This is a genomic window from Psychrobacillus sp. Z3-81 (assembly GCF_056620325.1).
On the sequence record NZ_JBWQPU010000002.1, the window covers coordinates 168,792 to 194,632 of the forward strand.

The 25,841-nt window shown below is 37.5% G+C and carries 26 protein-coding genes; 17 read left to right on the top strand and 9 right to left on the bottom strand.

Annotation, left to right across the window (positions count from 1 at the left end; translation table 11 throughout):
* Positions 1-94: 94 nt before the first annotated feature.
* The 3 genes from kdpA to kdpC all read left to right on the top strand — a co-directional run bounded on the left by kdpA (position 95) and on the right by kdpC (position 4,626).
* The gene (gene kdpA, locus AC1ECF_RS03020; RefSeq protein ID WP_480387914.1) at positions 95-1,912 is read left to right on the top strand and encodes a potassium-transporting ATPase subunit KdpA; all 1,818 of its coding nucleotides are present in this window, start codon (positions 95-97) and stop codon (positions 1,910-1,912) included.
* An 81-nt stretch (positions 1,913-1,993) separates the two neighbouring features.
* Positions 1,994-3,988, top strand: coding sequence for a potassium-transporting ATPase subunit KdpB (gene kdpB / locus AC1ECF_RS03025; protein ID WP_480388108.1), 1,995 nt, complete (start codon positions 1,994-1,996; stop codon positions 3,986-3,988).
* Positions 3,989-4,020: 32 nt separating this feature from the next.
* Positions 4,021-4,626: a K(+)-transporting ATPase subunit C gene (gene kdpC, locus AC1ECF_RS03030; RefSeq protein ID WP_480387915.1), complete on the top strand. Its 606-nt coding sequence runs from the start codon at positions 4,021-4,023 to the stop codon at positions 4,624-4,626.
* A 308-nt stretch (positions 4,627-4,934) separates the two neighbouring features.
* Here kdpC and AC1ECF_RS03035 read toward each other — a convergent pair whose 3' ends face one another.
* On the bottom strand, positions 4,935-5,750 hold the full coding sequence (locus AC1ECF_RS03035; protein ID WP_480387916.1) for a VanW family protein: 816 nt from the start codon (positions 5,748-5,750) through the stop codon (positions 4,935-4,937).
* A 71-nt stretch (positions 5,751-5,821) separates the two neighbouring features.
* A complete protein-coding gene (locus AC1ECF_RS03040) occupies positions 5,822-6,289 on the bottom strand; it encodes a hypothetical protein (protein WP_480387917.1) in 468 nt (155 codons plus the stop codon).
* A 299-nt stretch (positions 6,290-6,588) separates the two neighbouring features.
* Here AC1ECF_RS03040 and AC1ECF_RS03045 point away from each other — a divergent pair, with 299 nt between their 5' ends.
* The gene (locus AC1ECF_RS03045) at positions 6,589-7,173 is read left to right on the top strand and encodes a lipoprotein BA_5634 family protein (RefSeq protein WP_480387918.1); all 585 of its coding nucleotides are present in this window, start codon (positions 6,589-6,591) and stop codon (positions 7,171-7,173) included.
* 197 nt (positions 7,174-7,370) lie between these two features.
* Positions 7,371-7,769 carry an RDD family protein gene (locus tag AC1ECF_RS03050; RefSeq protein ID WP_480387919.1) on the top strand — a complete coding sequence of 133 codons (399 nt, stop codon included), beginning with the start codon at positions 7,371-7,373 and terminating at the stop codon, positions 7,767-7,769.
* Positions 7,770-8,096: 327 nt separating this feature from the next.
* On the opposite strand, the gene AC1ECF_RS03055 is transcribed toward AC1ECF_RS03050, so the two are convergent.
* Positions 8,097-8,534 (bottom strand): hypothetical protein, encoded by a 438-nt coding sequence (locus AC1ECF_RS03055; RefSeq protein WP_480387920.1) that lies wholly within the window; start codon positions 8,532-8,534, stop codon positions 8,097-8,099.
* 106 nt (positions 8,535-8,640) lie between these two features.
* On the opposite strand from AC1ECF_RS03055, the gene AC1ECF_RS03060 reads away from it, so the two are divergent.
* From AC1ECF_RS03060 to AC1ECF_RS03070, 3 genes are all read left to right on the top strand, one after another.
* Complete coding sequence (locus AC1ECF_RS03060; RefSeq protein WP_480387921.1) at positions 8,641-9,411, top strand: hypothetical protein; 771 nt, start codon at positions 8,641-8,643, stop codon at positions 9,409-9,411.
* Positions 9,412-9,454: 43 nt separating this feature from the next.
* Positions 9,455-9,700 carry a hypothetical protein gene (locus AC1ECF_RS03065; RefSeq protein WP_480387922.1) on the top strand — a complete coding sequence of 82 codons (246 nt, stop codon included), beginning with the start codon at positions 9,455-9,457 and terminating at the stop codon, positions 9,698-9,700.
* Positions 9,701-10,058: 358 nt separating this feature from the next.
* On the top strand, positions 10,059-11,105 hold the full coding sequence (locus tag AC1ECF_RS03070) for a hypothetical protein (RefSeq protein WP_480387923.1): 1,047 nt from the start codon (positions 10,059-10,061) through the stop codon (positions 11,103-11,105).
* 271 nt (positions 11,106-11,376) lie between these two features.
* Here AC1ECF_RS03070 and AC1ECF_RS03075 read toward each other — a convergent pair whose 3' ends face one another.
* The 4 genes from AC1ECF_RS03075 to AC1ECF_RS03090 all read right to left on the bottom strand — a co-directional run bounded on the left by AC1ECF_RS03075 (position 11,377) and on the right by AC1ECF_RS03090 (position 13,282).
* A complete protein-coding gene (locus AC1ECF_RS03075) occupies positions 11,377-11,601 on the bottom strand; it encodes a hypothetical protein (RefSeq protein ID WP_480387924.1) in 225 nt (74 codons plus the stop codon).
* A gap of 377 nt (positions 11,602-11,978) precedes the next feature.
* Positions 11,979-12,206 carry a hypothetical protein gene (locus AC1ECF_RS03080; protein ID WP_480387925.1) on the bottom strand — a complete coding sequence of 76 codons (228 nt, stop codon included), beginning with the start codon at positions 12,204-12,206 and terminating at the stop codon, positions 11,979-11,981.
* A gap of 176 nt (positions 12,207-12,382) precedes the next feature.
* Positions 12,383-12,844, bottom strand: a complete 462-nt coding sequence (locus tag AC1ECF_RS03085; RefSeq protein WP_480387926.1) for a hypothetical protein — start codon at positions 12,842-12,844, stop codon at positions 12,383-12,385.
* 21 nt (positions 12,845-12,865) lie between these two features.
* Positions 12,866-13,282, bottom strand: a complete 417-nt coding sequence (locus AC1ECF_RS03090) for a hypothetical protein (protein ID WP_480387927.1) — start codon at positions 13,280-13,282, stop codon at positions 12,866-12,868.
* A 367-nt stretch (positions 13,283-13,649) separates the two neighbouring features.
* On the opposite strand from AC1ECF_RS03090, the gene AC1ECF_RS03095 reads away from it, so the two are divergent.
* The 7 genes from AC1ECF_RS03095 (at position 13,650) to AC1ECF_RS03125 (ending at position 21,480) form a co-directional block, all read left to right on the top strand.
* On the top strand, positions 13,650-14,174 hold the full coding sequence (locus tag AC1ECF_RS03095) for a hypothetical protein (RefSeq protein ID WP_480387928.1): 525 nt from the start codon (positions 13,650-13,652) through the stop codon (positions 14,172-14,174).
* A gap of 49 nt (positions 14,175-14,223) precedes the next feature.
* On the top strand, positions 14,224-14,577 hold the full coding sequence (locus tag AC1ECF_RS03100; protein WP_480387929.1) for a hypothetical protein: 354 nt from the start codon (positions 14,224-14,226) through the stop codon (positions 14,575-14,577).
* 32 nt (positions 14,578-14,609) lie between these two features.
* Complete coding sequence (locus tag AC1ECF_RS03105; RefSeq protein ID WP_480387930.1) at positions 14,610-14,906, top strand: hypothetical protein; 297 nt, start codon at positions 14,610-14,612, stop codon at positions 14,904-14,906.
* Between the two features lie 21 nt (positions 14,907-14,927).
* Positions 14,928-18,593 carry a multicopper oxidase domain-containing protein gene (locus AC1ECF_RS03110; protein ID WP_480387931.1) on the top strand — a complete coding sequence of 1,222 codons (3,666 nt, stop codon included), beginning with the start codon at positions 14,928-14,930 and terminating at the stop codon, positions 18,591-18,593.
* Between the two features lie 386 nt (positions 18,594-18,979).
* Positions 18,980-19,252, top strand: coding sequence for a hypothetical protein (locus tag AC1ECF_RS03115; RefSeq protein WP_480387932.1), 273 nt, complete (start codon positions 18,980-18,982; stop codon positions 19,250-19,252).
* A gap of 588 nt (positions 19,253-19,840) precedes the next feature.
* Positions 19,841-20,443: an SCO family protein gene (locus AC1ECF_RS03120; protein ID WP_480387933.1), complete on the top strand. Its 603-nt coding sequence runs from the start codon at positions 19,841-19,843 to the stop codon at positions 20,441-20,443.
* A gap of 83 nt (positions 20,444-20,526) precedes the next feature.
* On the top strand, positions 20,527-21,480 hold the full coding sequence (locus AC1ECF_RS03125; RefSeq protein WP_480387934.1) for a hypothetical protein: 954 nt from the start codon (positions 20,527-20,529) through the stop codon (positions 21,478-21,480).
* Between the two features lie 271 nt (positions 21,481-21,751).
* Here AC1ECF_RS03125 and AC1ECF_RS03130 read toward each other — a convergent pair whose 3' ends face one another.
* Positions 21,752-22,129, bottom strand: coding sequence for a FixH family protein (locus AC1ECF_RS03130; RefSeq protein WP_480388109.1), 378 nt, complete (start codon positions 22,127-22,129; stop codon positions 21,752-21,754).
* A 370-nt stretch (positions 22,130-22,499) separates the two neighbouring features.
* Here AC1ECF_RS03130 and adhP point away from each other — a divergent pair, with 370 nt between their 5' ends.
* Positions 22,500-23,516, top strand: coding sequence for an alcohol dehydrogenase AdhP (adhP, locus tag AC1ECF_RS03135; RefSeq protein ID WP_480388110.1), 1,017 nt, complete (start codon positions 22,500-22,502; stop codon positions 23,514-23,516).
* A gap of 106 nt (positions 23,517-23,622) precedes the next feature.
* Here the strand turns inward: adhP and AC1ECF_RS03140 are convergent, their stop codons facing one another.
* Positions 23,623-24,345: a CPBP family intramembrane glutamic endopeptidase gene (locus tag AC1ECF_RS03140; protein WP_480387935.1), complete on the bottom strand. Its 723-nt coding sequence runs from the start codon at positions 24,343-24,345 to the stop codon at positions 23,623-23,625.
* Positions 24,346-24,633: 288 nt separating this feature from the next.
* On the opposite strand from AC1ECF_RS03140, the gene AC1ECF_RS03145 reads away from it, so the two are divergent.
* Positions 24,634-25,839, top strand: a complete 1,206-nt coding sequence (locus AC1ECF_RS03145; RefSeq protein WP_480387936.1) for a hypothetical protein — start codon at positions 24,634-24,636, stop codon at positions 25,837-25,839.
* Positions 25,840-25,841 lie beyond the last annotated feature (2 nt).

Genomic DNA, 25,841 nt, shown 5'->3' on the forward strand with positions numbered 1-25,841 from the left:
GAATGGTGATGCAATTCATTGTAAATGCCATTGGAATATGCGCAATTCTTTTGTTACTTTACTATGTTGCTATTTTGCTAAGGGGTGATCAAGGATGATGAGTAGCTTGCTCCAATACGGTTTGTATTTATTAATCGTTATACTGCTGGCAATTCCATTAGGCAAATATATCGGAAAGGTTATGAATGGCGAGCGCGTTATCATTTCAACAATTGTTATGCCGATTGAAAAAGGCATTTATAGCCTATTAAAAATTAAATCAACCGATGAAATGGATTGGAAGAAGTACTTGTTTTCGGTATTGATTTTTAGTGGTATAGGCTTTCTATTTTTATTCGCTTTACTAGTAGCTCAAGGCGTTTTATTTGGAAATCCGCAAGGGATTGCGAATATGAGTTGGCATTTATCATTTAATACAGCAACCAGCTTTATAACAAATACGAATTGGCAATCTTATACGGGGGAAGTACAGGCTACGTATTTAACGCAGATGGTCGGCTTAACGGTTCAAAACTTTGTCTCGGCTTCTACAGGTATTGCAGTCCTTTTTGCCTTAATTCGTGGTTTTAAGCGGGTGAACAGTAAGGAACTAGGTAGCTTTTGGATTGATATGACGCGAGTAACACTCTATATTTTATTGCCTATCAGCTTAGTAGTAACTGTCGGTTTAATTTCACAGGGAGTAGTACAAAACTTTGAGCCTGCACAATCAGTACAATTACTAGAACCGATTGCCATCTATGAAGATGGCACAATTATTGAGGGTGCAACGATTCAAGAGGAATCAGGTAAAGTGATTGTCGACGGTGAAGTCATAAAAGGTGCACAAGTGATAACGGAGCAATTTGTACCAATGGGTCCAGCGGCTAGCCAAATTGCCATTAAACAGCTAGGTACAAATGGGGGAGGTTTTTTTGGTGTAAATTCAGCTCATCCATTTGAAAATCCAACAGCTTTTTCAAATTTACTAGAGTTGATTTCAATTTTATTAATTCCGATTGCACTATGTTTTACATTCGGTTATAGCATACAAGATAAAAGGCAGGGAACTGCAATATTTATAGCTATGTTCAGTTTACTTGTTCTTGCTATTGCTGGTTTGGCAATAGCAGAACAAACAGCTACACCACAGCTAGCTCAAAATGGGTTGGTAAATGTTTCGATGGATGAGCAGGCTGGTGGCAATATGGAAGGTAAGGAATCGAGATTTGGAATTGCTTCCTCTGTTACGTGGACGGCTTTTACAACCGCGGCATCCAATGGCTCTGTGAATGCTATGCACGATAGCTATACACCGCTTGGAGGGATGATCCCCATGATACTAATGCAGTTGGGGGAGGTTGTTTTTGGCGGTGTTGGAAGTGGTCTTTACGGTATGCTGTCATTTGTTATTTTAACCGTATTTATAGCTGGTCTTATGGTAGGTCGTACACCAGAATATTTAGGGAAAAAAATTGAACCGTTTGAAATGAAATGGGCAGTGCTTTGCTGCTTGGCCACGCCTATCGCAATTTTAGTGACTGGTGGTATTGCTGCCATTGTGCCAGCAGTCATGAATAGTACAAATGATTTGGGGCCTCATGGGTTTTCAGAGCTGTTGTATACATTTACGTCAGCAGGAGCGAATAATGGATCTGCTTTTGCAGGATTTGTAGCTAATACACCATTTATAAATGTGATTTTAGGAATATCCATGGTCTTTGCTCGCTTTCTTCCAATTTATTGTACATTAGCGATTGCGGGGAGTTTAGCGCAGAAAAAAAGAATGGCTACAACCGCGGGCACGTTATCTACGAGCGACGGATTGTTTATTTTCTTACTGATTTTTGTCGTACTGTTAGTAGGTGCGTTAAGTTTCTTCCCAGCTTTAGCGCTGGGGCCAATTGCAGAGTTTTTGATCATGTTGAGTTAGGAGGTAGTTGAAATGATACAAGATACAAATAAAGGCTGGTTAAATAAACAGATCCTTGTGAGGGCTGTAAAGGATTCCTTTATGAAGTTTCATCCGAAATATCAAGCACAAAATCCCGTTATGCTACTTGTGTATATTAGTTCTATATTAACTTCATTGCTATGGATTTTCTCGTTGTTTGGTATTCAAGATGCAGCTTCTGGTTACACGTTGGCTATTGCACTTATTTTATGGTTTACAGTTCTATTTGCAAACCTTGCAGAGTCAATCGCGGAAGGAAAGGGGAAGGCGCAGGCGGATACATTGAGAGCTGCCAAAAAGGATGTAGCGGCAAATAAGCTAAAGAGTCTCGATGATTTAAATACGATAGAAATCGTTCCCTCTGCGATGTTACAAAAGGGTGACTTTATTCTAGTACGTACGGGTGAACAAATTCCGGCGGATGGTGAGGTTATTGAAGGTGCCGCATCTGTTGATGAAAGTGCAATTACTGGTGAGTCTGCTCCAGTAATCCGAGAAAGCGGTGGAGATCGTAGTGCTGTGACGGGAGGAACAACAGTCATTTCAGATGCTCTGATTATTAAAGTGACAAGTATTCCTGGAGAAAGTTTTCTAGATAAAATGATTGCAATGGTGGAAGGGGCACAACGGAAAAAAACACCAAATGAATTAGCACTTCAAATGTTACTTGTTGCCTTATCGATTATATTTATTTTAGTAACGTTATCGTTATATACGTTCTCTTCGTTTTCTGCAAATTTATCAGAGAAAAATAATCCTGTTTCAGTAACAACGCTTGTTGCATTGCTTGTATGTTTAGCACCAACAACGATAGGCGCACTACTTTCAGCAATCGGAATTGCAGGTATGAGCAGATTAAATCAGGCGAATGTTCTTGCGATGAGTGGGAGGGCAATTGAAGCAGCAGGTGATGTAGATATTTTAATGCTCGACAAAACCGGAACGATTACAATTGGAAATCGTCAGGCGACAGAATTTATAGCTGTTGATGAAGTAAAACCAGAAGAATTAGCAAATGCTGCACAATTATCATCTTTGGCTGATGAAACACCAGAAGGACGTAGTATTGTCATTCTCTCAAAAGAGAAGTTTGGTATACGGGGTCGTTCTATGAAGGAACTTGCTTTGAAGTTTATTCCATTTAGTGCAAAAACGCGGATGAGTGGTGTGGATTTTGAAGGACATGAAATCCGAAAAGGTGCAGCTGAAGTGATGAAGCAGTATGTAGAGCAAAATGGTGGTACGTACAGTAAGGCGTGCGAGGATGCAGTGAAGCGAATAGCTGAAAAAGGTGGGACACCGCTAGTTGTGTCGCAAAATTTTCGAATATTAGGTGTAATTTATTTAAAGGATATTGTGAAGCAAGGGGTACAAGAGAAATTTGCGGATCTTCGTAAAATGGGTATTAAAACGATTATGATTACAGGGGATAATCCTCTCACTGCTGCCGCAATTGCAGCGGAGGCAGGTGTCGATGATTTTTTAGCAGAGGCAACGCCTGAAGCAAAGCTCGAAATGATAAGAGATTTTCAAAGAAACGGGCATCTAGTAGCCATGACAGGTGACGGTACGAATGATGCACCAGCTCTTGCTCAAGCAGATGTTGCTGTTGCCATGAATACAGGCACACAGGCTGCGAAAGAGGCTGGTAATATGGTGGATTTGGATTCTTCACCAACGAAGCTAATTGAAATTGTGCGTATAGGAAAGCAACTACTTATGACAAGGGGAAGCTTAACAACTTTTTCGATTGCGAATGATTTAGCGAAATATTTCGCGATTATCCCTGCCCTTTTCGTCGGCTTATATCCCCAATTAAATCAGTTAAATATTATGCAATTACACACTCCAGAAAGTGCGATATTATCAGCGATTATTTATAATGCTGTCATTATTATTGCACTGATCCCATTAGCGCTTAGAGGGGTGAAGTATAAAGAAGTCGCAGCTAATAAGTTGTTAGCGAGAAATATACTTATCTATGGCATTGGAGGGATTGTTACACCATTCCTGTTGATTAAATTAATCGATATGTCACTGGCAGTTTTTATTTAACAGTCTAGTTTTTTTAGAAAGGGGTATTAAAAATGAAACGGTTTAACGGAACTGTATCTAGAGCAATCGGTATTTTTGTCGTATTTACAATCATTTGTGGAGGGATCTATCCATTGCTTATGACTGCGTTTGCGCAAATCGTATATCCTGAAAAAGCGAATGGTAGTTTACTAGAGGTTGAAGGAAAGGTGTATGGATCGGAGCTGCTAGGTCAGCAATTTACTGAGGATTCTCACATGTGGGGAAGAATAATGCAACTGGATACAGCCACATATAAAGATGCAAAGGGAAATGTGGTGATGTATGCTTATCCTGCAAATTTAAGCCCTGCAAGTGAGCAATTTGAATCCTTAGTAGCGAAACGTGTAAATTTGATTCAAGAGGCGCATCCCACAAAGGTGGGTGAACCGATTCCAGTAGATTTAGTCACAAGTTCAGGCAGTGGCCTAGATCCAGGAATTTCAGTGGACGCTGCTATGTACCAAGTGGAACGCCTAGCAGAAAATAATGACATATCGATAGAAGAAGTCAAAAACATCATTCGAGCATGTACTGATGTAAAATTTTTGGGGATATTTGGCGAAAAAACCGTCAATGTATTAAAGGTGAATTTAATGCTAGATGGAATTTTAAAATAAATTTTAGATAAATTTCCACCTGGCTGTAGGATTTAATTGTAAAGTACGTAACAGCATTAAAAAGTTATGGGTTCGATTAAGAAATATAAAATTTCCATGAGCATTAAAAATAAGAGGTGGAATTCGCACCTCTTTTTGGAATTATGATTAGAATGAAATGTCTTTGTATATACTCCGGAAAAAGAATTATATGTAAATCACGAACATATGTGTTCAATTTAGCTACTAATTCAAAGTCGTTTGTTCTACTAATTTTCATTTTCTTTTCCCTTTGTAAAAATTCTCATCCTAGTCACAACTTCAGCTTGCTAGCTAATTTCTCTTTCAACAATCTCATGTATTGGATACTTCACTTCAGAAAAGTTACGGATAAGTAATTCTTCATCTGTTAAATCTCCGGTCCTTTTATCAAATGTTTTTCTCCAGATTTCATTTTGACGATAGTTTTTCCCGTCTTGTTTTAAGAACTGATGATTACGTTCCTCTATATGAAAGGAGTAGGGGATAAGGTCATTGGAATAAATGGCTCCCTTTAAATGCTTTTCCGTAACCCACACCTTTATTTGAAAAGAGGTGGTAGTAGGATTATGAAATCGTAAATCTACGTAATTATAAAAAACGCTTGCTCCGCTACCGAATGGTAGGGTACGACCCGAATCAGGAAAGGGGTCAAAGCTATGATGATGCCTTTCTGTAACAACAAGAGGGGTATGTAATATCATCCAATACAGTAGATTTGCAAGCTGGCATATACCTCCACCAATTCCCGTCTTTACTTCCCCTTGGGAAAGCTGCATCCCTTCAATATAACCTTTTCCCTTTGTAGCCTTTCCGACTAGCTTCCAAAAGGAAAAGATTTCACCAGGCTTAATGATGACGCCATCTATTTTACTTGCCGCAATCTTAAGATTTACTATCTTGTTTTCCTGCAGCTCAGGATCGCTATTGCCTAATGTCCTCCTTAATAGCGACTGGTGCTTCTTGCAAGAGTGGGGGAACGTAATGGATGGTGCTCTTTCAGTCGCAAACCTATATGTGTCTTTTAAGTTGAGCAGAGATCGAAATAGCCTTTTCTGTTGGATACGAAGATGATAGAAGATGGGATGAACTTCAGACAGTCTCATTATTTTCCACCTTTCTCTTACTAAGCTCAATTCTATTTAACTTATTAATACCTACTAGGAAATATTCAATTTTACTTAGTAACATAACTTGATTTAATCAGATGTGCTTTGTTTGAACTCAAAAACCTTTTATCAAGACGAATAAATTCCTCCTGCTTTTCCATTTCACTGCACATAACACCGATGTTGTCTTCATAAATACTATCGTGTTGATGCCAAAATTCCTCTACGTAGGTTTCTCGCCTTTCCAATAAAGTTAGGATCTCTTTACCGTCGATATATGTAAAAGACCTAGGCACTTTAAAATCGAATTCCATTTGTTTAATTTTCGTGAAAGAAATAGGGTCCTGAAATAGTTGGAAGCTTATAATTGGGATGATTGCTCGTTCCTTGTTTTCGATACAGCGATCCATTCGATTCATTATTTGATGATTTTCCACATATAAAGCTTTCAAATCTTCAGGATGAAGAGCTTTGCCTAATTCCAATATGCCTATAAATTCACTTACTGGTCTTGTGAGATATAAATACGCTGTCACAGGCTCTTTACAGAAGGACTTTCTATATTCATATTTTTTAAGTCCATATAAGAGGGTTCTGAAATAATCAGGATGGAATGATAAATGATGTTTTTCTTCATGAAAAAAGCTCCTTTGAGTCTAGAGTACGAGATGTTCTTCTTAGATAAAAGAATACCATTAAATGTCAGTAAATTGAAAAATGCAGAAATATTTATTTCAAGGTTGCAAAAATGTCATCTACACGTCATCTAAAGAGAGGGCTGGGTTCCAATAACTTCCCTATAATGAACACATAGCAAAGAAAGGGGAAATAATAAATGAAAAAAACAATTTGGGGCTTCCTAGTAACCATAATCGCGATAACTACTCTCAGTGGATGCAATTTGTTGGCGAAAGCAAATGGGGTAATACTATACGGAGAAGAAGAGGAAATTGTAGCTACAATAGATAAGGAGAAGGATGAGTTAGTAAAAGAAGAACAGCATCAGATGAAGATTCTAGAAAATGGCAATAAACAAATCATGATACTTACGGACGAAACAGCACAAGCATTACTTGATAAAAAATTAATTAGAGAAATAACAAACCAAGAGAAAGGGAAATCAAAAGCTATTGAATCCCTTCCGAAAGTGACTAAAGGAGAAGGATTACTTTTTGCCAGGGAACAGAAGAATGATATCACTGCTGAAGGCGTCGATATAAAAATTAACTATGAGGGAAATCTTATCATCGGAGAAGGAAGAACATATGCGGATATGTTTTTAATCGTTCATGAGGAGGACTGGGCGTCTTTCCAAGGGACTGAAAAGATGATGGCCATATTAGAATATGACAAGGATCCAAGTGCCCAAGGAATAAGTTATGACGTAGAAAAAGCGCAGTTAGTTAGAATACAGGAATAAAAGAAGGGATTGCCCATTTATCGGGTGATCTTTTTTCATTTTAAGATGATAGGTTCAATTACTATCTAAGTGCCTACTACAAATAATAAAAACATTTTATCTTCGTCATGAATATTTCACCCACTAAGTATGTATAGTAAAAGAATCTATTACTTAGTTGAAAGGTGGAATAAGTAATCAATAATCGAGCAGGTTTCTTGATAAGATTACAAGCGAATATCATAGACTATTTTCTTTTAAACTTACTATGCGGAATCGTTATATACTGCGTGTATCTGATTTATCCAATAAAACCTATGAGTTATGATAGCTGGAGAGTCATTTATATATCTTACTTAATCATCATACCTGTCCTTTGGAAAGGATATGTAATAGGGAAGCGGATATGTGAAATTAAAATAAAACGTGCGAAAGACGGTAAAGACGTGACTTTGTTCAATATGTTCATGAGAGAAGTAGTGGGTAATTATCTCCTTGTTTTGATTACTTTCGGAATGTCGGCTATAGCCAGTATATTCATGATTATGCTTCGAGAGGATAAAAGGGGAGTGCATGATTTTATCGGAGGAACCTACGTTGAAAACACAGGAAGATGACTTGTCTTATGAAAGTTAGTTGTTGAAAACACTTAAGATTCTTTTCAAGAGTTTAGAAACTTTAGTGCTTCTCATTTGTTCTGTCCTACCTTAGCTTAAACATGTTTAATATCTAGTTTTTTAAAGCTCACAACTAAAATGAATACAAGCAGATACACCGAAGACATAAATAACGAGAAAGTCTCATAACTAACGTCAAATAGGAAGTTTACACCAAATAACAGGTCGTAAAAATTACATAAAAAAGATATTGAATGGATGCTATCATATCCAAGACAGCATAATCCATCGTAGTGTCTTCAATCATTTTGCTAACATATACAACTATTATTTTATTTCCATTATCGGCTCGAATTCTTTTAGTAGCTCATCCACCCAAGTAGTATCCACCGGACCATTTAGAATATGATAATAGTCTCCTCCATTTAAAAAAATTAATCGCTTTTCATAGATATACACTATTACTCGGTTTTCCTCCTTACTAATGAATGTTAGGTCAAAGCCTTTTTCACCTGCCACATTGCTATCCCATTCTCTGTCCTTCATCTTTTTCACTCGATAACCACTTAAAAATTCTACCATTTGTTCAGCATGTTTTTTATCATGGGAGATGAACTGATTATTCAAAACTATAGCTTCAAAATCAGTTAAATCATAGTCAATTAGTACATCTAACCCCTTTTCTCTATTTTCCATATAGTGATTAAAAATTAGAAGGGTTATTGCTGAAACAATACCGATCATGATTATTTTATTTTTCTTCATTTGAACTCCCTGTTAAATTAGTTTCATCAATCATACTATTTTTTACCATTTTATGCTACATTTATAGTTAGAATTATGCGAATTTTAAATGTGGAGAGATGAGCTAATGAAGGAAGAAATGGGTAGTCTGATCTGTAGGAAATTTATTGCTACTTTCTTTTCAGCTACAATCGTTACTATTCTTTTTTTATATCTGATGGATATTTCTAGGTTGACACATTATCGATGGATTGATTTTATCGCGTTCTTCCTGCTTTTTTATATGTATATCGGGGGAATAATCCTCGTATATGGAAACCTCGTATCTATTAGTGTTGAGAAGGTGCAAAGAAAATTGTCCAAGGAACAGGATTGGCTGTATGTCATCATACTTGGTGTTTTTGGGCTAGCGAACGGTCTCCTTTTTCAAGAATTCATATTTGGTCTACTTGGATTAGTTGCAGCTGTCATTTATGCAATTGTCGATAAGTGGTTAAGGAAAAGAATAAAGGAAGAGAAAAGTATCAAGGCGTTTTTACTGATTCCTATCGCTGCTCTTCTCATCTCCTGGGGCTATTACGGATTAACTTTTCAACCATTGTCTCCTTTAACGATGGAGGAAGCCGTTCAATATGTAACCTCCGGGGAGGGGACCTACATAGACCATTTCCCAAAGGAGATAGGTGAATGGAAAGGGACAGTTGAGGGGTATTCCTATCAAGTAAAAAGAGAGACAAGTGCCAAGGAAATCGATGAAGGTACCTATAAAGTGATCTTTACGGAAACATGGGGTAACGAGAAAAGTGAGAGAGCATGGATACTAACTTACATCGTAGAACGCGAGTCATCATTTTTATATAGTGAAGAAGGCATTAAGCCTCCATACTATAAAAAATGATGCAATTTCAAAAAGAATTGGGAATAGTATGAGGATATTTCGCTTGATACAAATATCTGTTGCTTTGTTTGTAATTAGTATCTTCTATTATTTTATAGAACCTAAGCTACCAGATAGCATGTTGCTTAAAGTATTCATTTTGGCGCTGGTTCTATTAACACTTAGTTTTCTTACGGACAGATTAGATGGTCGAATACAACTTTTGGAAAACCGTATCGACAAGCAGCTAAGCGTATGGATTGTAGTTGGGTTACTTATTCTACCATTATTAATTCCTTTATTTACTTAACGGGTTGCAGCATGTCAAACTCTCGGCAGAAAGAATTAAAAAAGAGGGACATGATTTATCAGCAGATCAGCTGGAAGAGCTTGAAGAAAATAAATCCTTCCTCACTACTTTATTAACAACAGTTAGAACTGACTTAGGAGAAGATAGCCTCGTCTGGTTCAAAGAGATTCAGTATGATTCGTCCAAGACCCAAAATAACTCTTTTCAGGACAAAGAGGGGGTGAGAATTAATACATACTTCTGATGTCTCTTTGTCCAATTCGTTTAATATGTAATAACTCCCACGATAACCATCCTATATGCACCCCTGCTATCCGTCTATCATATAATACGGATAAATAAGAGAGGTGAAAGAAGTTTGTCTACTTTTTTTGACCAACAAAGTACTTACCCAAAGCCATATTTAACGAATGGGATAAACATTAGCTCGAATCAAGATTACTTTTATCTAAATGAGAAGCTAGATACCGAGAAAAAAATAACAGAACAAATAAATGAATTAGCGAGTAACGTTGAAAAAATAAATGATGAGATACGAGAAGTGATTTGTAATCATCATCAATTAAAGGATACCGTGCATCAAAATCATAAAGAAGCGCTCTTTAAACTCAATCAGCAGGCCAGATATAATCGAAATTTGTCTAAACAGATCTATCTAAGTAAAACAGACCATACTTTCATAAAGACTCAACTGGATAATCTAAAGGGGAATAGTCAAAAATTCAGTGAAGAAATGAGTCAATTGGAAAGCGGTATTACACATCGAATAGATAAATTTACGCATGAGCAACAATTATTTAGAGATCAACATGAAATGGAAAGAAGTCTATTTACGGACCAATTAAATAGCCAACAAGAAAGGGTTCAAAATCTGAGTGAGGTAATTAGTCAAACCAAATCTGAAATAAGTCTCCCATTAGAAAGCATAGAAAAGCTTGCGAATAAAATGAAGAGAATGGTCCGAGAGCATCAAATGTTAAAAGTAATCGTTGATTCATCTATTTTATTACAAAACAATATAAACCAAGAATTTAAGAAACATCTTAGTCAATGCCATTCTAATAGCAGTGAAATGCCTGTACAAGCTGAAAACGAAGTTCATATCCTTTCTAAGCAATTTACCACTAATTTTGAGACCATTGAAGAAGTGAAACAGCAACTCGGAAAAACGGAGCAGCTACCTGTGGAGAATGAGTTGATTCAATACCCTTTTGCTTTATTTTTAAATATTTTACCCTCCAATTATCCTGCTCAAAGTATTTTCGTAAATGGGAAGCAAGAGAGGGTAACCGCATTTTTAAGCGTAAATAATCAAGAAAAGGTTGCTCTATTTCTCGAGGATGAAAAAGTAAAAAAATATGATTATCGAATTATTGAAGGTATTACGCTTGGGGAAGAATGGTAAGTAATACATTTGTTTAAGCCTGTGGCTCCAATGGAATTTCTAAAAGTTGATTGAACGTCGCGAACGTGTGCTTATAAGAAAAGTTGCAACTTGATAGAGAGCTCTTTTGGGCATGATTGATTCATCTCAAACTAAGCATTACCAAAGCTGAGTCCTTCATCTTTGCCCATCACTCTAATCAAAGTTGCAACCAGTTGCCACTTTGTATTGCCTGCACTTTTATAAAGTCTTAACGATCCTTCTTATAGCACAAGACGTGTAATTAAGAAAATTATACTTCTTCTTCTACTTCAGCTTCACCAAATGCTACACCATCAATTTTATTGATGTCTAAGACTGTAATCAGTCCTTCTGCATCTATAAAGAAAGCTAGTCCTGTGTCATTGTTTAGGTTAGAAAACCTTGCAACTTCAACAGCAATTCCATTCAAGAATACAACCCCTAAAGGGTAGTTAGCCGGAATTTTTTTAAAGAATTTCTCGAAATTTTGACTCATATTCTCACCACCTTGTCTAAGATTATCCCTAATTTCTCTGCAGGGATAATATAGTATATTGCTGCTATGTATTTATACATAGACAAACATAATGACAATTAAATAATTTTTCAAAAAATCTATCAAAGCTTATATGATAGTTAACATGTAGTTTACTTACTCTCTAACAACATCTATAGAAAATCTATTTCTTAAAGTAGCAAGAGAACAAATGCTCCCTGGCTTACCAGATAAAAAAGAAGGCCCTGCAGACACAAGAAGTGAGCTGTAGGGCCTTCTAATTCAATCAAAGAGTATGGTAACAGGTAAAAACCTTAACAAATCTTCAAGTAATATCAGATGATATAACTGATTATTTCTCCACCTACTTTACAGTATCAGCAGCCTTCTTCTTCCAATTCCGCTTCACCAAATGCAACACCATCAATTTTGTTGGTGTCTAATACTATGATTTGACCTTCCGCATCCACAAAGTATGCTAACCCTGTTTCTGTATTTAGGTTAGAAAAGTTAGCAACTTCGACTGCAATCCCGTTTAAAAAAACGACTCCCATAGGATAGTTCACGGGAATATTTTTTAACAATTGTTCAAAACTTCCGCTCATCATTTCACCACCTCATGTAAAAACACTTTATTTATAATTGGAACAATATAGTATATTGTGGGAACGGAGGTTCATCTAGACAAAAGAAACCACTCAAAACAATTTTCTTTGCAAATTATGTATGTTAAAGAGAAAAGGAGCAGGATTTAGTTGGACCATTCCATCCTGCTTCTTTTCTATATTCTTAATGCAAAACATAGTAAGCCGAATGTTAGGGACAAAAGGAAGAAACTGAAAAACCCGAGGACTAATAGGATACTTTGTTCTGTGAATGCAGATGGTGGAAGGCCACAAAGTGCAGGGTTCAAGGCTACTGCTCCAATCATGGTTCCCATCATTCCGGCAACTCCTCCATTAAAGAATCCAGCTATTAATGATTGTGTATTGAGTATCGCCCCAAATGCCATTCCTATTAATATCCCAAGTGTCATGTTTATTGCACTCATCATTCCTAGGTTAGTAGGAAATAGTAGAAAGAGATTAAGGGAGGTGACAATTCCTAGAATACTACTGCCTGTTAAAGCTACAACAAATGCAAATCGATCACTGAATAAGATTCTTGACCTGTTAAGAAACCGAAAACCTAAGTATCCAATCAAACTATTAGCCAGAAGAATAACAAACAAAAAAACCTGCATAAAAGAAACATCTCCCATTTGCTATGAAAATTTTGAAGACAACATCAACATGAAAAATGACCCGATTATAAATAATTCTAGAGATAATATAAAAAGGATGCTATCTGAAGCAGCAGCCCCGACCATTGGAGCCATAATCCCCATTAACAGACCATTTATATATCCAGTTAACAGCGTTTGATAATCGAACATCCCACCAAACAAGCTTCCTACAATCATGCCAACTAATGTAGCTGCAATCGTAATCTCTAAGTAATGCAAGGGAAAGCGGTTTATTAATAAGACTCCTGTTAATAAAGCTAACCCTCCTCCGCTAACCATAGCAATATTCATACCAAGGTGGAACCCGATTAGTTTTCGATGCTGAAAAAGATAAATATACGAGATAAAAGCAACAATAAAATTACCATACAAAAAAATACCGACCCATTGTGACAATTCTCCTCACCTCTCTTCTAACATATGAAGATTCTTGTAGTTTTTACCTTCATTTTGAAATTTTTTGTGAATAATAAATCCTTTACTCCCATACATTATGGTGAAGTACTGTGCAAGGAGGAGTTTTCTTAAACACAAGGATGAGGTTGAACGATTACATTCCGCTTTTGATGGAAAAAAGAAGGAACGAGAAGGGAAGGGAAGAGGAAATTTATGTAACAGATGAAGGATTGACTTCACCTCCAGGGACCGGATCGTCGGAAGAAATCCGTATATTCATGGATTATATGAAACAAGCAAATTTATTAAAAATTACGGAAGCGGCACCTGAAAAAAAAAAGTACTATTGTTGAAAAGATTTTTAAATATGAAACGGAACCAGCAAGTGGTCATTTATTCGAAATGTGGAGCTGATACCTTACAAACGCTTGGCAAAGTTAGCTCAGTTGGGCGTGATTTTGTGATGATAACCAATTTGAATAAGCGGATCTGGTTGCCCTATCATTCTATTGATTCAGCTAATATTGCAACGGGGATACCAAACTTTTCGAACAGTCATCAGTATTTATTGTTTGATAACGATTTAAGAAATAAGCTGCTATACAACTTCGGGGAGACAGTGTCGAAAAGAGACGTATTAATTCAGCAATTTTACGAAGAATCTTTAGCCACCAGTCTACAATCTTGGGGGAACACTTGGGTAAAGGTTCGTACAGCTAATGAAGTGAAATTTGGAAAAATAGTAACTGTCACCGAAGGAAAACTGCACATTTCACTATTAAAGGAGCAACAAGTGGTTGAGTTAGGTCAGATAGCAACCATTCATAGTATAAGGTTCTTTAGTCTGCTGACATTGTTAGGGAAGGAAAAAATACGCCAATTTTTCAAATGAGAACTAGTGTTTCATTTCATGATGTATTGCTTATAGGAGGAGAGGAATTTTGGAGAGACCAAATGAGCATTTAGAAGACGAAAATATAGAAGAAAGCAATGATGAGAGTAGTTCAGAAACCGTGGAGGTCACTATTATTAACGAACTCGCTGGGTTTATTGGTGAAGAAATATTAATCGTCACAGAGGCTTCACAGCTGAACCTCCTGGGTCAGACATTTAGACCGATTTTTGTTGGTCCGATAGTGGAAGTCGAAGGGGGTCATATTACATTGTTCCCTGTGACGATAAAAATATTAAATGCGCCTTTCTATAGATTTCCAACACCATTATCCATTCCTTTAGAAAAGATTGCCCACTTTACACCTAATTTCGATAGTGACATTAGGTTTCCACTGGTATAACCGAGGACCCTTAAGGGAGGAGGAACAATATAATGAAACGAATTAATTCGGAACAACATGCTATTAATACGAACCATGACGTGGAACTGCTTAACCACTTTAGGGATGGAATAGGTCATAAAGTGTTTATACTCACTCCATCGTACCCGTTTATGTTTATCGGAGAGATTCTCTCTATTGTGGAGGATTCAGTTGAACTGTTCGTGGAAACAACTCAATTTTCCCAGCTAGAAAATCGAATATGGTACATTCATGTCGACAACATAGAGGTGTTTTATATCGAGCGTCCTGGAGAACCAAGAATTCCAGAGCTAAACGATATGAAGTAAGGCGGCGAGAGGAGTGAGTTAATGAACAGGAGATTTCATGTGGTTGCTATTCCCGTACGCATTGTGGTCAATAACTTTGGAGATCATAATCCGGATGGAAGAATGTATGTATTAAAGGAAAATGAATCAAAAGTAAAAGATTTGATTAAAAAAAATCCGTTCTCACCAGTCGAGCTAGTGCAGCCCCTTACTATCAGGGCTAATGCGGGAGATACGGTCGAAATTCTTTTTGAAAATCAACTTCCCTTTGATGCAGGGATGCATTTTCAGGAAGCAGATTATAATGTCTTATCCTCTGACGGGGCGAATGTGGGGTATAATCCAAGCTCGTTAGCTGCCTGTGGTGAAACGATTCTTTACCGAATCCAAACACCTACAGAGGGGATCTATTTTTTTACTGACCTTGGCAACGTCTCTAGCACAGAAGAGGGATCTAGCATACAAGGTCTATTTGGGGCATTACTTGTGGAGAGAAGAGGCTCTTGGTGGACGGATCCTGTGACCGGAGGAAATATAAATAGTGGTGTGTTTGCTGATATCCATCACCCATTTCTACCTTCTTTCAGGGAGTATGCATGGTTCTTCAATGATGAGATGGAAGTGGATGATTTAACTGGAAACAGACCGCTCAATCCTGTTACTGGTCAGGAGGGAGAGTCTTTTCATGGCGTAAATTATCGCTATGAGCCGCTAACAAATCGTCTAAAACTGATAGAAGAAGGCGTTGTCTCTCCAGAGTGTGACGGAGAAGAGGTTCATCATGATTCATGGGTATTCGGGGATCCTGCCACACCTATTTTGCGAGGATATAGGGGGGACCCTGCGGTTATTAGAATGATCCATGGTGCAAGTAAGGAAACGCATGTCTTTCACTATCATGTACACCAGTGGTTGAGAGACCCAAACAATATGCATTCGGAGGTTGTGGATGCACAGGCCATAAGTCCGCAATCTCATTATAACGTCGAACCATTATACGGACTTGGAAGCCTACATGGTGGAATTGGTGACGTGGTTATTCACTGCCACTTATATCCTCATTTCGAAGCAGGGATGTGGGGAATCAATCGTATTTTCGATACGCTTCAGGATGGTAGCCAATGTTATCCAAATGGACTTCCAATTGCTGCTCTTCAGCCTCTACCTGGTCGACCATGTCCACCGAAGCCAACAAAAGAGAGACCTGGATTTCCTAACTTCATCCCAGGAAAAGTAGGATGTAAAGCTCCTAGACCACCACTAGGAATTGTAGGTGGTCGAGATATGACTGTACTTGAAAAAAATGCAGCTGTTCCAAATGCAAGACCAGGTGCAGTTTTTGTTGATTCCTGTCTTGGAAACCCAGTGGTTGTAGAATTTGATTGCTCCATTATCGAACTTCCGATTGTGTATAACAAACAGGGCTGGAATGACCCGAAAGGGAGAATTTACGTTCTTGATAAAGATATCGAAGACGTGTTATCTGGAAAGAAAGAGCCGGAACCACTTGTCCTGCATATTCCAGCTGGTTCGTGTATTAGGTTGAACTTTACCAATCGATTGCCTACTGTGATGGACGGGGATGCATTCCAGCTCGTGACGAGAATATATGAGACTGGGTTCCATATTCATTTCGTCAAATTTGACGTGCTTGTTTCCGATGGTGCGAACGTCGGTTGGAATTATGACAGCTCTGTCTTACCTGGTGAGACTATTCGCTATGAATGGTATGCAGACACAGAGTTAAAGGCCTTTTTCTTACATGATCACCTTTTTCCTGTTTCTCATCAACAGCACGGTGCATTTGGAGCGGGAGTCATACAACCACGGTTCTCGAAAGCTTATGATTCACAAACAGGTGAGGAAACAGATAGAGGAACGCAGGTAACAATCAAAAACCCGCTTATTCCAGATTATCGGGATTTTTCTCTATTTGTTCAAGATTTCACGTTATTGTTCAATAAAGATGGAAAACCAATCCAGCCGCCTCAATTTCCTGGTTCGCAGGATGACCCCGGGGTTTTTGGAGTCAATTACAAGAATGAACCGCTCCAATTCCGACTTGGGAAAGATTGTGATCCAGCTTATTCCTTTAGCTCTTTTGTGAATGGTGACCCAGTCACACCTATCTTAAAAGCCTATGAAGGAGATCCGATTCGAATACGTTTACTACAGGGTGCTCATGAAGAGTCACACAGCTTCAACATTCATGGATTAAAGTGGAAGCAAGAACGCGCGAGTAATGATACAGTCTTAAGAGCGCAACAGCATATCGGTATATCCGAGTCTTTTACCTTGGAGATGGATATTCCACTTGCTGGAGACTACCTATGGGCTTTTGAAACAGAAGAAGATGTCTGGAACGGTACATGGGGATTGATTCGAGCGTTTGACCAGCAGGTAGAAGGGTTGATTCCATTATCCGATCGTCCATTGCCTCATCCTAGAACGAAGCCTTTGCCTAAAGTGACAGGAAAACCACCTGCCCTTGCAAACCCACAAAGCACATTGCCACCTGAAGCAGCAGCTAACGTACCAATTAGAAGGTATAATGTTGTGGCCTTTCAGACACCTATTATTTATAACTCCTACGGGGACCATGACCCTTACGGTATTGTCTTTGCTCTCGAAGAAGACGTGGATGATATTCTCGCTAAGAAGAAAAATCCAGAACCGCTCGTATTAAGAGGGAATGTCGGGGACCTGGTGGAAGTTACGTTGACTAGTCGACTGAAATTTGAGCTATTTCCTTTCCCGGACGGCATACATCCTTATCCGCCTGTAAAGGAACAAGCATTTTATCCACCATCATTAAGGATCTCTTTGCATGTAAGTTTGCTTGATTATGACGTAAAAACTTCTAGTGGGGATACTGTAGGATTTAATCCGGATCAAACGGTTGGTCCTGGAGAAAAAATCACCTATCGTTGGCATGTTAGTGAGAATGTTGGTACATGTGCAATGTGGGATATGGCAGATTTACGAAATCACCGCTCCTTTGGCACATTTGGCGCCTTCATTGCAGAACCACGCTTTTCAACCTACCTAGATCCAAAAACTCTTGGACCTGTCAAAACAGGCACTAATATAGTTTTAAGCAATCCTCTCTTAGGTAATACCAGAGAATTTGTTCTTATCCTGCATGATGGTGTTCGACTAGTCGATAAACGAGGACAGTTAATTGTGGATCCTTTTGCAGGTGCTATTCCTCAAGCAGCTCCAGATGATGATGTCGACACTTATGATAATGGGTCCAGAGGTTTTAATTATCGGTCAGAAAGATTGATCAACCGTTATACAGAAAAACCAAAGTTAGGTGATTTGTTTAGTTCGAAAGTGTTCGGTGACCCTGCGACTCCTGTTTTCGAAGCATATGCTGGCGATTCCGTTGTCATTCGCCTAACCAATCCTTCAGAGCGAAGAAGAGCGCATACATTTCATCTACATGGTCACGTGTGGAAATTTGATCCTCGAGAAATAGAATCGCGCACAGATTCCTATGTTGGTCATATTGTAGCAGGTGCAGCAGAAGATTTATATTTAATTGGCGGTGCAGGAGGCAGATTAAATTACCCGGGAGATTATATGTATCGATCAGGGAATATAAGATGGGATATAGAGCAAGGTATGTGGGGAATTATACGAGTCCATGATAAAGTGCAGTCTTATTTGCCGGTAATACAAAATAAAAACTTAGAAAATCACTAATAAAAAATGATGTTCATTTTTAAAATGAACATCATTTTCTTTTAAACGCGTATTGCGGTAGACATGTTAGACATCTACTATCTTAAAGCTCCATAAGAATATTAATGTAGATTTTCGATAGTCATTATGGAGTCGAATGGAACAATACGGGAATGCATCTTACATTTACAGTCTTTTTTCCTTTTTTTATTGTGTACTTCTTTAACCAATACTTCTGCAAAATCTGTTCCGACATTCACTAATCTACCTTGGATCCTCTCATTATCTGTAACCATTATTTTAACGTCACAATCTAATAATTGACGTAGCCTAAAGGACATACCACTTGTTAAACCACCTAAACGAATGGAAAAACGATCATCACAATAACAATTGTGATGATGCTTATGACAATCACAGTCATCGTGGTGATGGCGCTTATGGCAACCGCAGTCATCATGGTGATGATGTTTATGGCAACCGCAATCATCATGATGGTTATGATGATTATGACAACCACAGTCATCGTGGTGATGACGGTTCATATGACCATTCCAATCATCGTGATGGTCATGGTTTTTCCGACATTTACAGTCATCATGTCGGTGATGTTTCTTATGGCAATCGCATTCATTATGATGATGCTTTCTACAATCATCACAATGACAATCATTGTGTAAACTCATATACCTTTCTCCTTTAACTCGTAGAATTCTATTGCTGTTGAAACAGTCATCATTACTTCGTTTTTTTAATGGGGTTAGCAAACGAACTTTCTTTCTGGGATAACAATCATAGGGGCTTAACTCGAAGAACTTATCGTAAATACACTTGGCATGGCATTTGTTGCTACAGCAAGTTGAATGGTTCTTGTTATAACAATTGTTTGAATAGCGATGAGATTTTCCATGACTATGACAGTGACAGCTTTGAAAACTTGTCAATTCTAACACCTCCTTTCCTAGCTTCTACTATCTTATGTCTGTCCCAGTCAACAGAAATATGCAGTATACCTATCAATGACAAATAAGTAACTATGCTTAATAGAAATAGAGGGGAAGTAATTTTGAAACTAGTTTTATAAAAAAGAACAGAAACACAGAATTTTTATACGGATGTGAATAAAATAGAGGAATAGGATGCACTATCCATGAGATAGGTAATAGACAGCCAAAATTTGCGTGCCTATTTTGAATGAGTGGATGCCAACGTAAAGAAAGGCATGTGGGAAAACAATTTCACAAACAGTAAATAGGAGAGGTGAATCATTGGAATTCAAACAGCGGTTTATAAGATACGTTATTTCATTCATCATTTTGCTAGGTTTTCTATTCACATTTTATTTCTGGAAAGAAAGCAAGGAAATACCTGTATTAGATAAGGTAGAGTCTTTTGAAATGAATACCGTTTTTGGAGAACCATATAATTTGACGAATAACAAAGTAAAATTATTAACTTTCTTTTATACGCGTTGTCCAGATATTTGTCCGATGACCATGTTTGATTTGAAAGATTTACAGGTTCAGCTTCAAAAAGAGGGGCTATTTGGGACTGAGGTCGAGCTTCTTGCAATCACTCTAGATCCTCAAAATGATAGTGAGGAGATTATAAGAGAGTATGCAAATTTATTTGAAGCAAATCCGAATGGGTGGAAATTTATGAGGGGAGAATTGGATGAAACGAAAGACATTGCTGACACATTAAAAATGAAATACAAAAAGGTAAGTGACGACTTTATTTCTCATAATACGACGATGTATTTGATAGATCAGGACAATAATATTCGTAGCCTGTTTAATATGGCAAATTCAAAAGAGCCTGTAGATAAAGAAGAAATTATGAAAACAATTCGGATTATCATTCAAGAATAACAGTTTAGGGCAGCGTATTAAATTCGATTGTAGCTGAACACACCTGAGAGGAAGTATTTCTTCTTCTGAAAGGAGGTGATTTAATGAATAAGAAGAAAGATGACAAAGGTTTTTGTTGTCCAGAATTTGTTCCTCCAGGTGCACCAGACGATTTTTGTATCCCCGAAAGCTGCTGTCCTCCACGTCTCCAAACCCCTAAATTCCCTTCCCCAACATCGTGTCTTCCAGAGGAGCAGACACGAGAGCTTGAAGAGTTAATCGATAGGACGAATGAATTGCTATTGGATTTAGCTTTATCTAGTGAACGGACAGAAGAGGGAAGAATGAGAGCTTTTGATGGCTTATTAGGTCAATTAGTAGAAGTTATAATAGAGAGAGAAGAAGATGGAAATCAAGAAAGTAAGAAACAACAAATACCATCATTAGAGTTTGAGACAACCGTTGACCTAGTATTACCAGAGGAAAAGCCTGTCCAACAGAAACAAAAGAAAAAGCGCTACTGGACAAAAAAGGTAGTGAAATTGAAGAAAAAGGAAAAAAGAAGAGGCAAGAAAGCTAGTAAAAATAAGAGAAATGCAACCATAGTAAAAGGTAATAAGAAAAGTGCGAGAGAGAGGTTAAAAGGTTATGTACATCTCTCAGGCCGAGACTTCGTTCTTTTAAGAAAAGATAAAGAAAAATTATTAATTCCTTTGAGGCGAGTTGCTTTAATCAAAGGTCGCGATCGATTTGCACAGCCTATTGATGAACCAGCATTATTAGATATTGACCCTTGCCTACGAAGAGCAATAACCTTTAATTTTGGGAAAACTGTTGCTTCTTCGCCAGAATTAATTGAAATATTTTTCAGACTGACCATTGCTATATTTTTATTAATTCACTTGGGGAAAAAGGTGAAGATAAAAATAGAGGACGAAGAAGTTCAAGGAACCTTAAGGGATGTTAACAAGGAATCTCTCGTTATTTCCATGAAAAATGATAAAGAAAAGATAATACCAATCCAATCAATATCTTTTATGATTATTAAAGAGAACTAATTTAGCTAGTTGCACTAGTTGGACAAAATACAAGGCTAGTAGTGATTTTGCACAAAAAAACAGACAATGTTTAAATTCAATGGCGCTGACTAAGCGATCTACCTTATGAAAGGACATCTATTTTTATCAATGTTATTCATTGATAGAAATTGAAAAGTAGATTGGCCTAGCTTTATCAGCGCCAAATTACATTGTCACACGTGAACTTTGTAAACTATCTATCAAGCACTATAACCAGTTACTAACGGATTCTTGTAGGGGACCATTCTAATTACTTCATTACTTCCACTTCAAGCTTAGGCATGTTGTGCATATTTCTTGCCGTTACATGAGCTATCACATAATAAAGGCCAGGCTCATGAAATATTTTATGGATGAAATACACCTCTTCCTCTGGATGTATTTCTCCTTCCACCATTTCACGTTCCTCGTATCCATCTCTCCAAATTTCAAACTTTACCTCTGTCGCATCTGTCACCACTTCTTTCCCTTGGGTGATTTTTGCCTTGATCATGACCTCCTCATGAACCTTTACCGGTTGTGTCTCTATTTCTATCATTACATCAATTAATTCAGCATTTCCTGCTCCTTGTTGACCATTATTGCAACCAGTCACCAGTATAAGAGCCATAATCAGTAGACACACCACTTTCTTCAAATAGAATTCTTCCTCTCTATCTATTAATTTAGGTTGCTGAGGGAACGGTGACTTAGAGGGGAAGGAAGGCTACTCTCGTTCGTACACTCATCCACCCTACAAAGATCAAATAACCCTTAGAAAGCGATTCAAATACCGAATTCCTATTATTCATCTTATGACATAACTCGATAAAATATTTAAGAACAGTTTACTTGTCATTTACGGTTTATCGAAAAATTGACTCAAACTATAAATTATATTAAAAAAATGTTCACTAGACTTTTATTTTCATCTGTCTTTAAAATGGAATTAGATTCATATTATTGTGAATCTATGCTTGTATATTAATGAATTTCTTGTATCTGGAGGTATGTTAATGATTAAAGCAGCAGTAGTAACAAAAGACAGAAAAGTAAGTGTGGAGGAGAAACAGCTTCGACCACTGAAACATGGCGAGGCACTAGTGCAAACAGAGTACTGTGGTGTTTGTCATACGGACCTACATGTAAAAAATGCAGACTTCGGTGATGTAACCGGTGTTGTTTTAGGACATGAAGGTATTGGGAAGGTTATCGAAGTAGCAGAAGGTGTTACTTCATTAAAAGTAGGGGACCGCGTTTCGATCGCTTGGATGTTCGAGAGCTGTGGTCACTGTGAATATTGTACGTCAGGTCGCGAAACATTGTGCCGTGATGTAAAAAATGCAGGTTACTCAGTTGACGGAGCGATGGCTGAGCAAGTTATCGTTACTGCAGACTATGCTGTGAAAGTACCAGATGGTTTATGCCCAGCAGCAGCTTCTTCTGTAACTTGTGCCGGTGTTACTACATATAAAGCTGTAAAAGAATCACATATTCGTCCAGGCCAATGGATTGGTATTTTTGGCGTTGGCGGTTTAGGAAACTTAGCCGTTCAATACGCGAAAAACGTATTTGGAGCAAAGGTTGTTGCATTCGATATTAATGATGAAAAATTAGCATTTGCGAAAGAGGTTGGCGCAGATGTGGTAATTAACTCACTGAATGAAGATCCAATTGCAAAGGTGAAAGAAGTTACAAACGGTAAAGGTCTAGATGCTACTGTCGTTACATCTGTTGTCAAAATTCCTTTCAACCAAGCAATCGATGTTGTAAAAGCCGGTGCTCGAGTAGTAGCTGTTGGTTTACCTGTCGAAAAAATGGATTTAGATATCCCACGTTTAGTATTAGATGGTATTCAAGTAATCGGTTCTCTCGTAGGAACACGTCAAGACTTGGCTGAAGCCTTCCAATTTGCAGCTGAAGGAAAAGTAGTTCCGAAAGTAGCATTACGCAAACTAGAAGAGATCAACGAAATCTTTGAAGAAATGGAACAAGGTACAATCACTGGCCGTATGGTTATTGACTTTACGAACTAAAATATAATAGAAAACCAAGTGTAGATTATATTCGCACTTGGTTTTTATTGAAGAAGGAAAAGGGATTACAAAATCTTATTGATACTGTAATCCCTTTTCTTTATCTCTACGCTTCATAAACAGGTTTTACGTTTTTTATTATGTACCATGCATATCCAATGGAAATAGCGGACAATACAATCGCTGTGACAGTATTGAATACCAATGAACCTTCCACGGAAAAGACACTTAACGAATTAAATAAGCTATGTACAAGGATACAAGGAAACAGGCTTTTTCCCTTATAAAAAATAATCGTAAAAAGAAATCCTATAGCAGTTGCGTAGCAGATTTGTAATATAGTTAAAAATACCTCTGCACCATTCAATAAGTTGATAATATGACCTATACCAAACGTGATACTTGAAATCATTATTGCTCGGTTAAGATTTTCTTTGACCAAAGCTTTAAATAGGAAACCGCGAAATATCACTTCCTCAATAAATCCCACGCCAAACATACTTAAGATATATAGCGTCGTTTCAACCGGAGATAGATTAAACGTGACGCCATTCCACAGATTACAGGTTAGAATCAAGAAAAGTGGAATAAAGTATAAGTATTTTTTCACATCCCCTTTGAAACTACACAAACCATACTTCTCAAGTAAATTCTGTTTCTTAATCCAATACCAAAGAAAGATAACAAAGAGGATGCTCACAGGAGCAGTAACAATTTTCTCGATTCCTAAAAGGATAGATAGGTTATCCGAAAGGCTGAATAAAATAACATATACAGCAATCCACACTAACGTAAACATTAACTCATTTTTCTTATATAAACGGTTCATAACAATTCCACCTTTAAAGCGTAGATTGCACAGATGAATAGTCACTCTGGAACTTAGAATACCGGGTACATTTGTGATTCACCTTTGCTTCATTACAATTTGCGTTTTATACATAAATTACAGTACTGAAATGGTCTGAGGTCAATAGCACTTAGAGGAAAGTTATAAATTTGTCATAAAAATCGGATTTACCATTCAGTCCCTAAATTGTGGTTTCGAACCTTTTTTTATCCATAAATGAGTGTTAAAGTTTAAATAATCAATGCCAAAGCAGTGAAGGGGAGAGCCATGTTACAGTATATCGAACCATTTGTATCAAGCACGGTAGAAACATTTCAAGAAGAGGATGGGGTCCTATCTTATTTTGATGTAGATGGAAATCTATTGGCCGAAGCGTATTTCCAACATGGACATTTTTATTCTGCAGTGTTTTTTAATACAGACACTGAACAAACACAAGCACAGATTACAAAATTAGAAGCAGAAAACATCACGAAAAAAGTACAGACGATTTTTCAGCAAGGGGATCTTACCATAGAATCAATTAAACAGTCTGACTATGAATTTATTGTGAGCTTAAAAATGTTGGAGCCGGTTTATCAGGTACCGATTCACAATAGCAGTATGGATATTACCATTAGCAATTCAGGCTTTGTGGAAAGTATTACGCTTCCAGAGAAGGATTTTATCATTCATTATCCTGAAAAACTTATCACAAAAGAGGAAGCGAGCTCCATATTAAAGCAACAGCCTCTTTTAAAGCTTGGAATTGCACCTGAGCTGGATTGGCAATACGTATATAGGCAAAATTATGATATTTATGGGGTCGATCCAGATGGAAAAGTCCGTTTATGGAGTCAAGATGAAACATTGAAAGATGCTGGTTTTGAATCTTTACCTGATGTGGAGGATATTGACCAGCTGGAGACTTTCATACAAGGCGGAAGATTGGAGCCAGTAGTAACAGAGCACACGGAAAATGAAAAACAATGGAATATATCAAGCGATGAAGACTTGCCTTTACAGGAAGATAGCTTTATACGAGCATGCAAAATAGTAAAAAACTTAGTAGGAGAGCATTATAAACACTATTATGTTGAACGCTATCCCTATTTAAAGCAATTGTTACAAGTAAAGGGAGGTTCAACGGATACGTATCGCTTTGTATATGTTTTGGACGAGATAACCTTTGATTTTCAGGCAATTTCCATTTCAGTTAATACGAAAACGAATCAAATCAATTCTATTACCTATCCCATTATTCCATTAGAGAGGTTTTCTACCTTACCATTGCCGACCATTACAGAAGAGGAGGCAAATGCAATCGCACAACAGTTTGTGGACGTAGAACTAACGTTAGAAAGCGATATAAAGGACCGAAAGAAGTTATCCTTCGTTTATTTAATGGACTATCCGACCTCTCCAACAAAAGGACATATTCAGTATGTTGATGCATTTACAGGCGAAATTCATTGGGTTGAAACGGGCTGGTAACC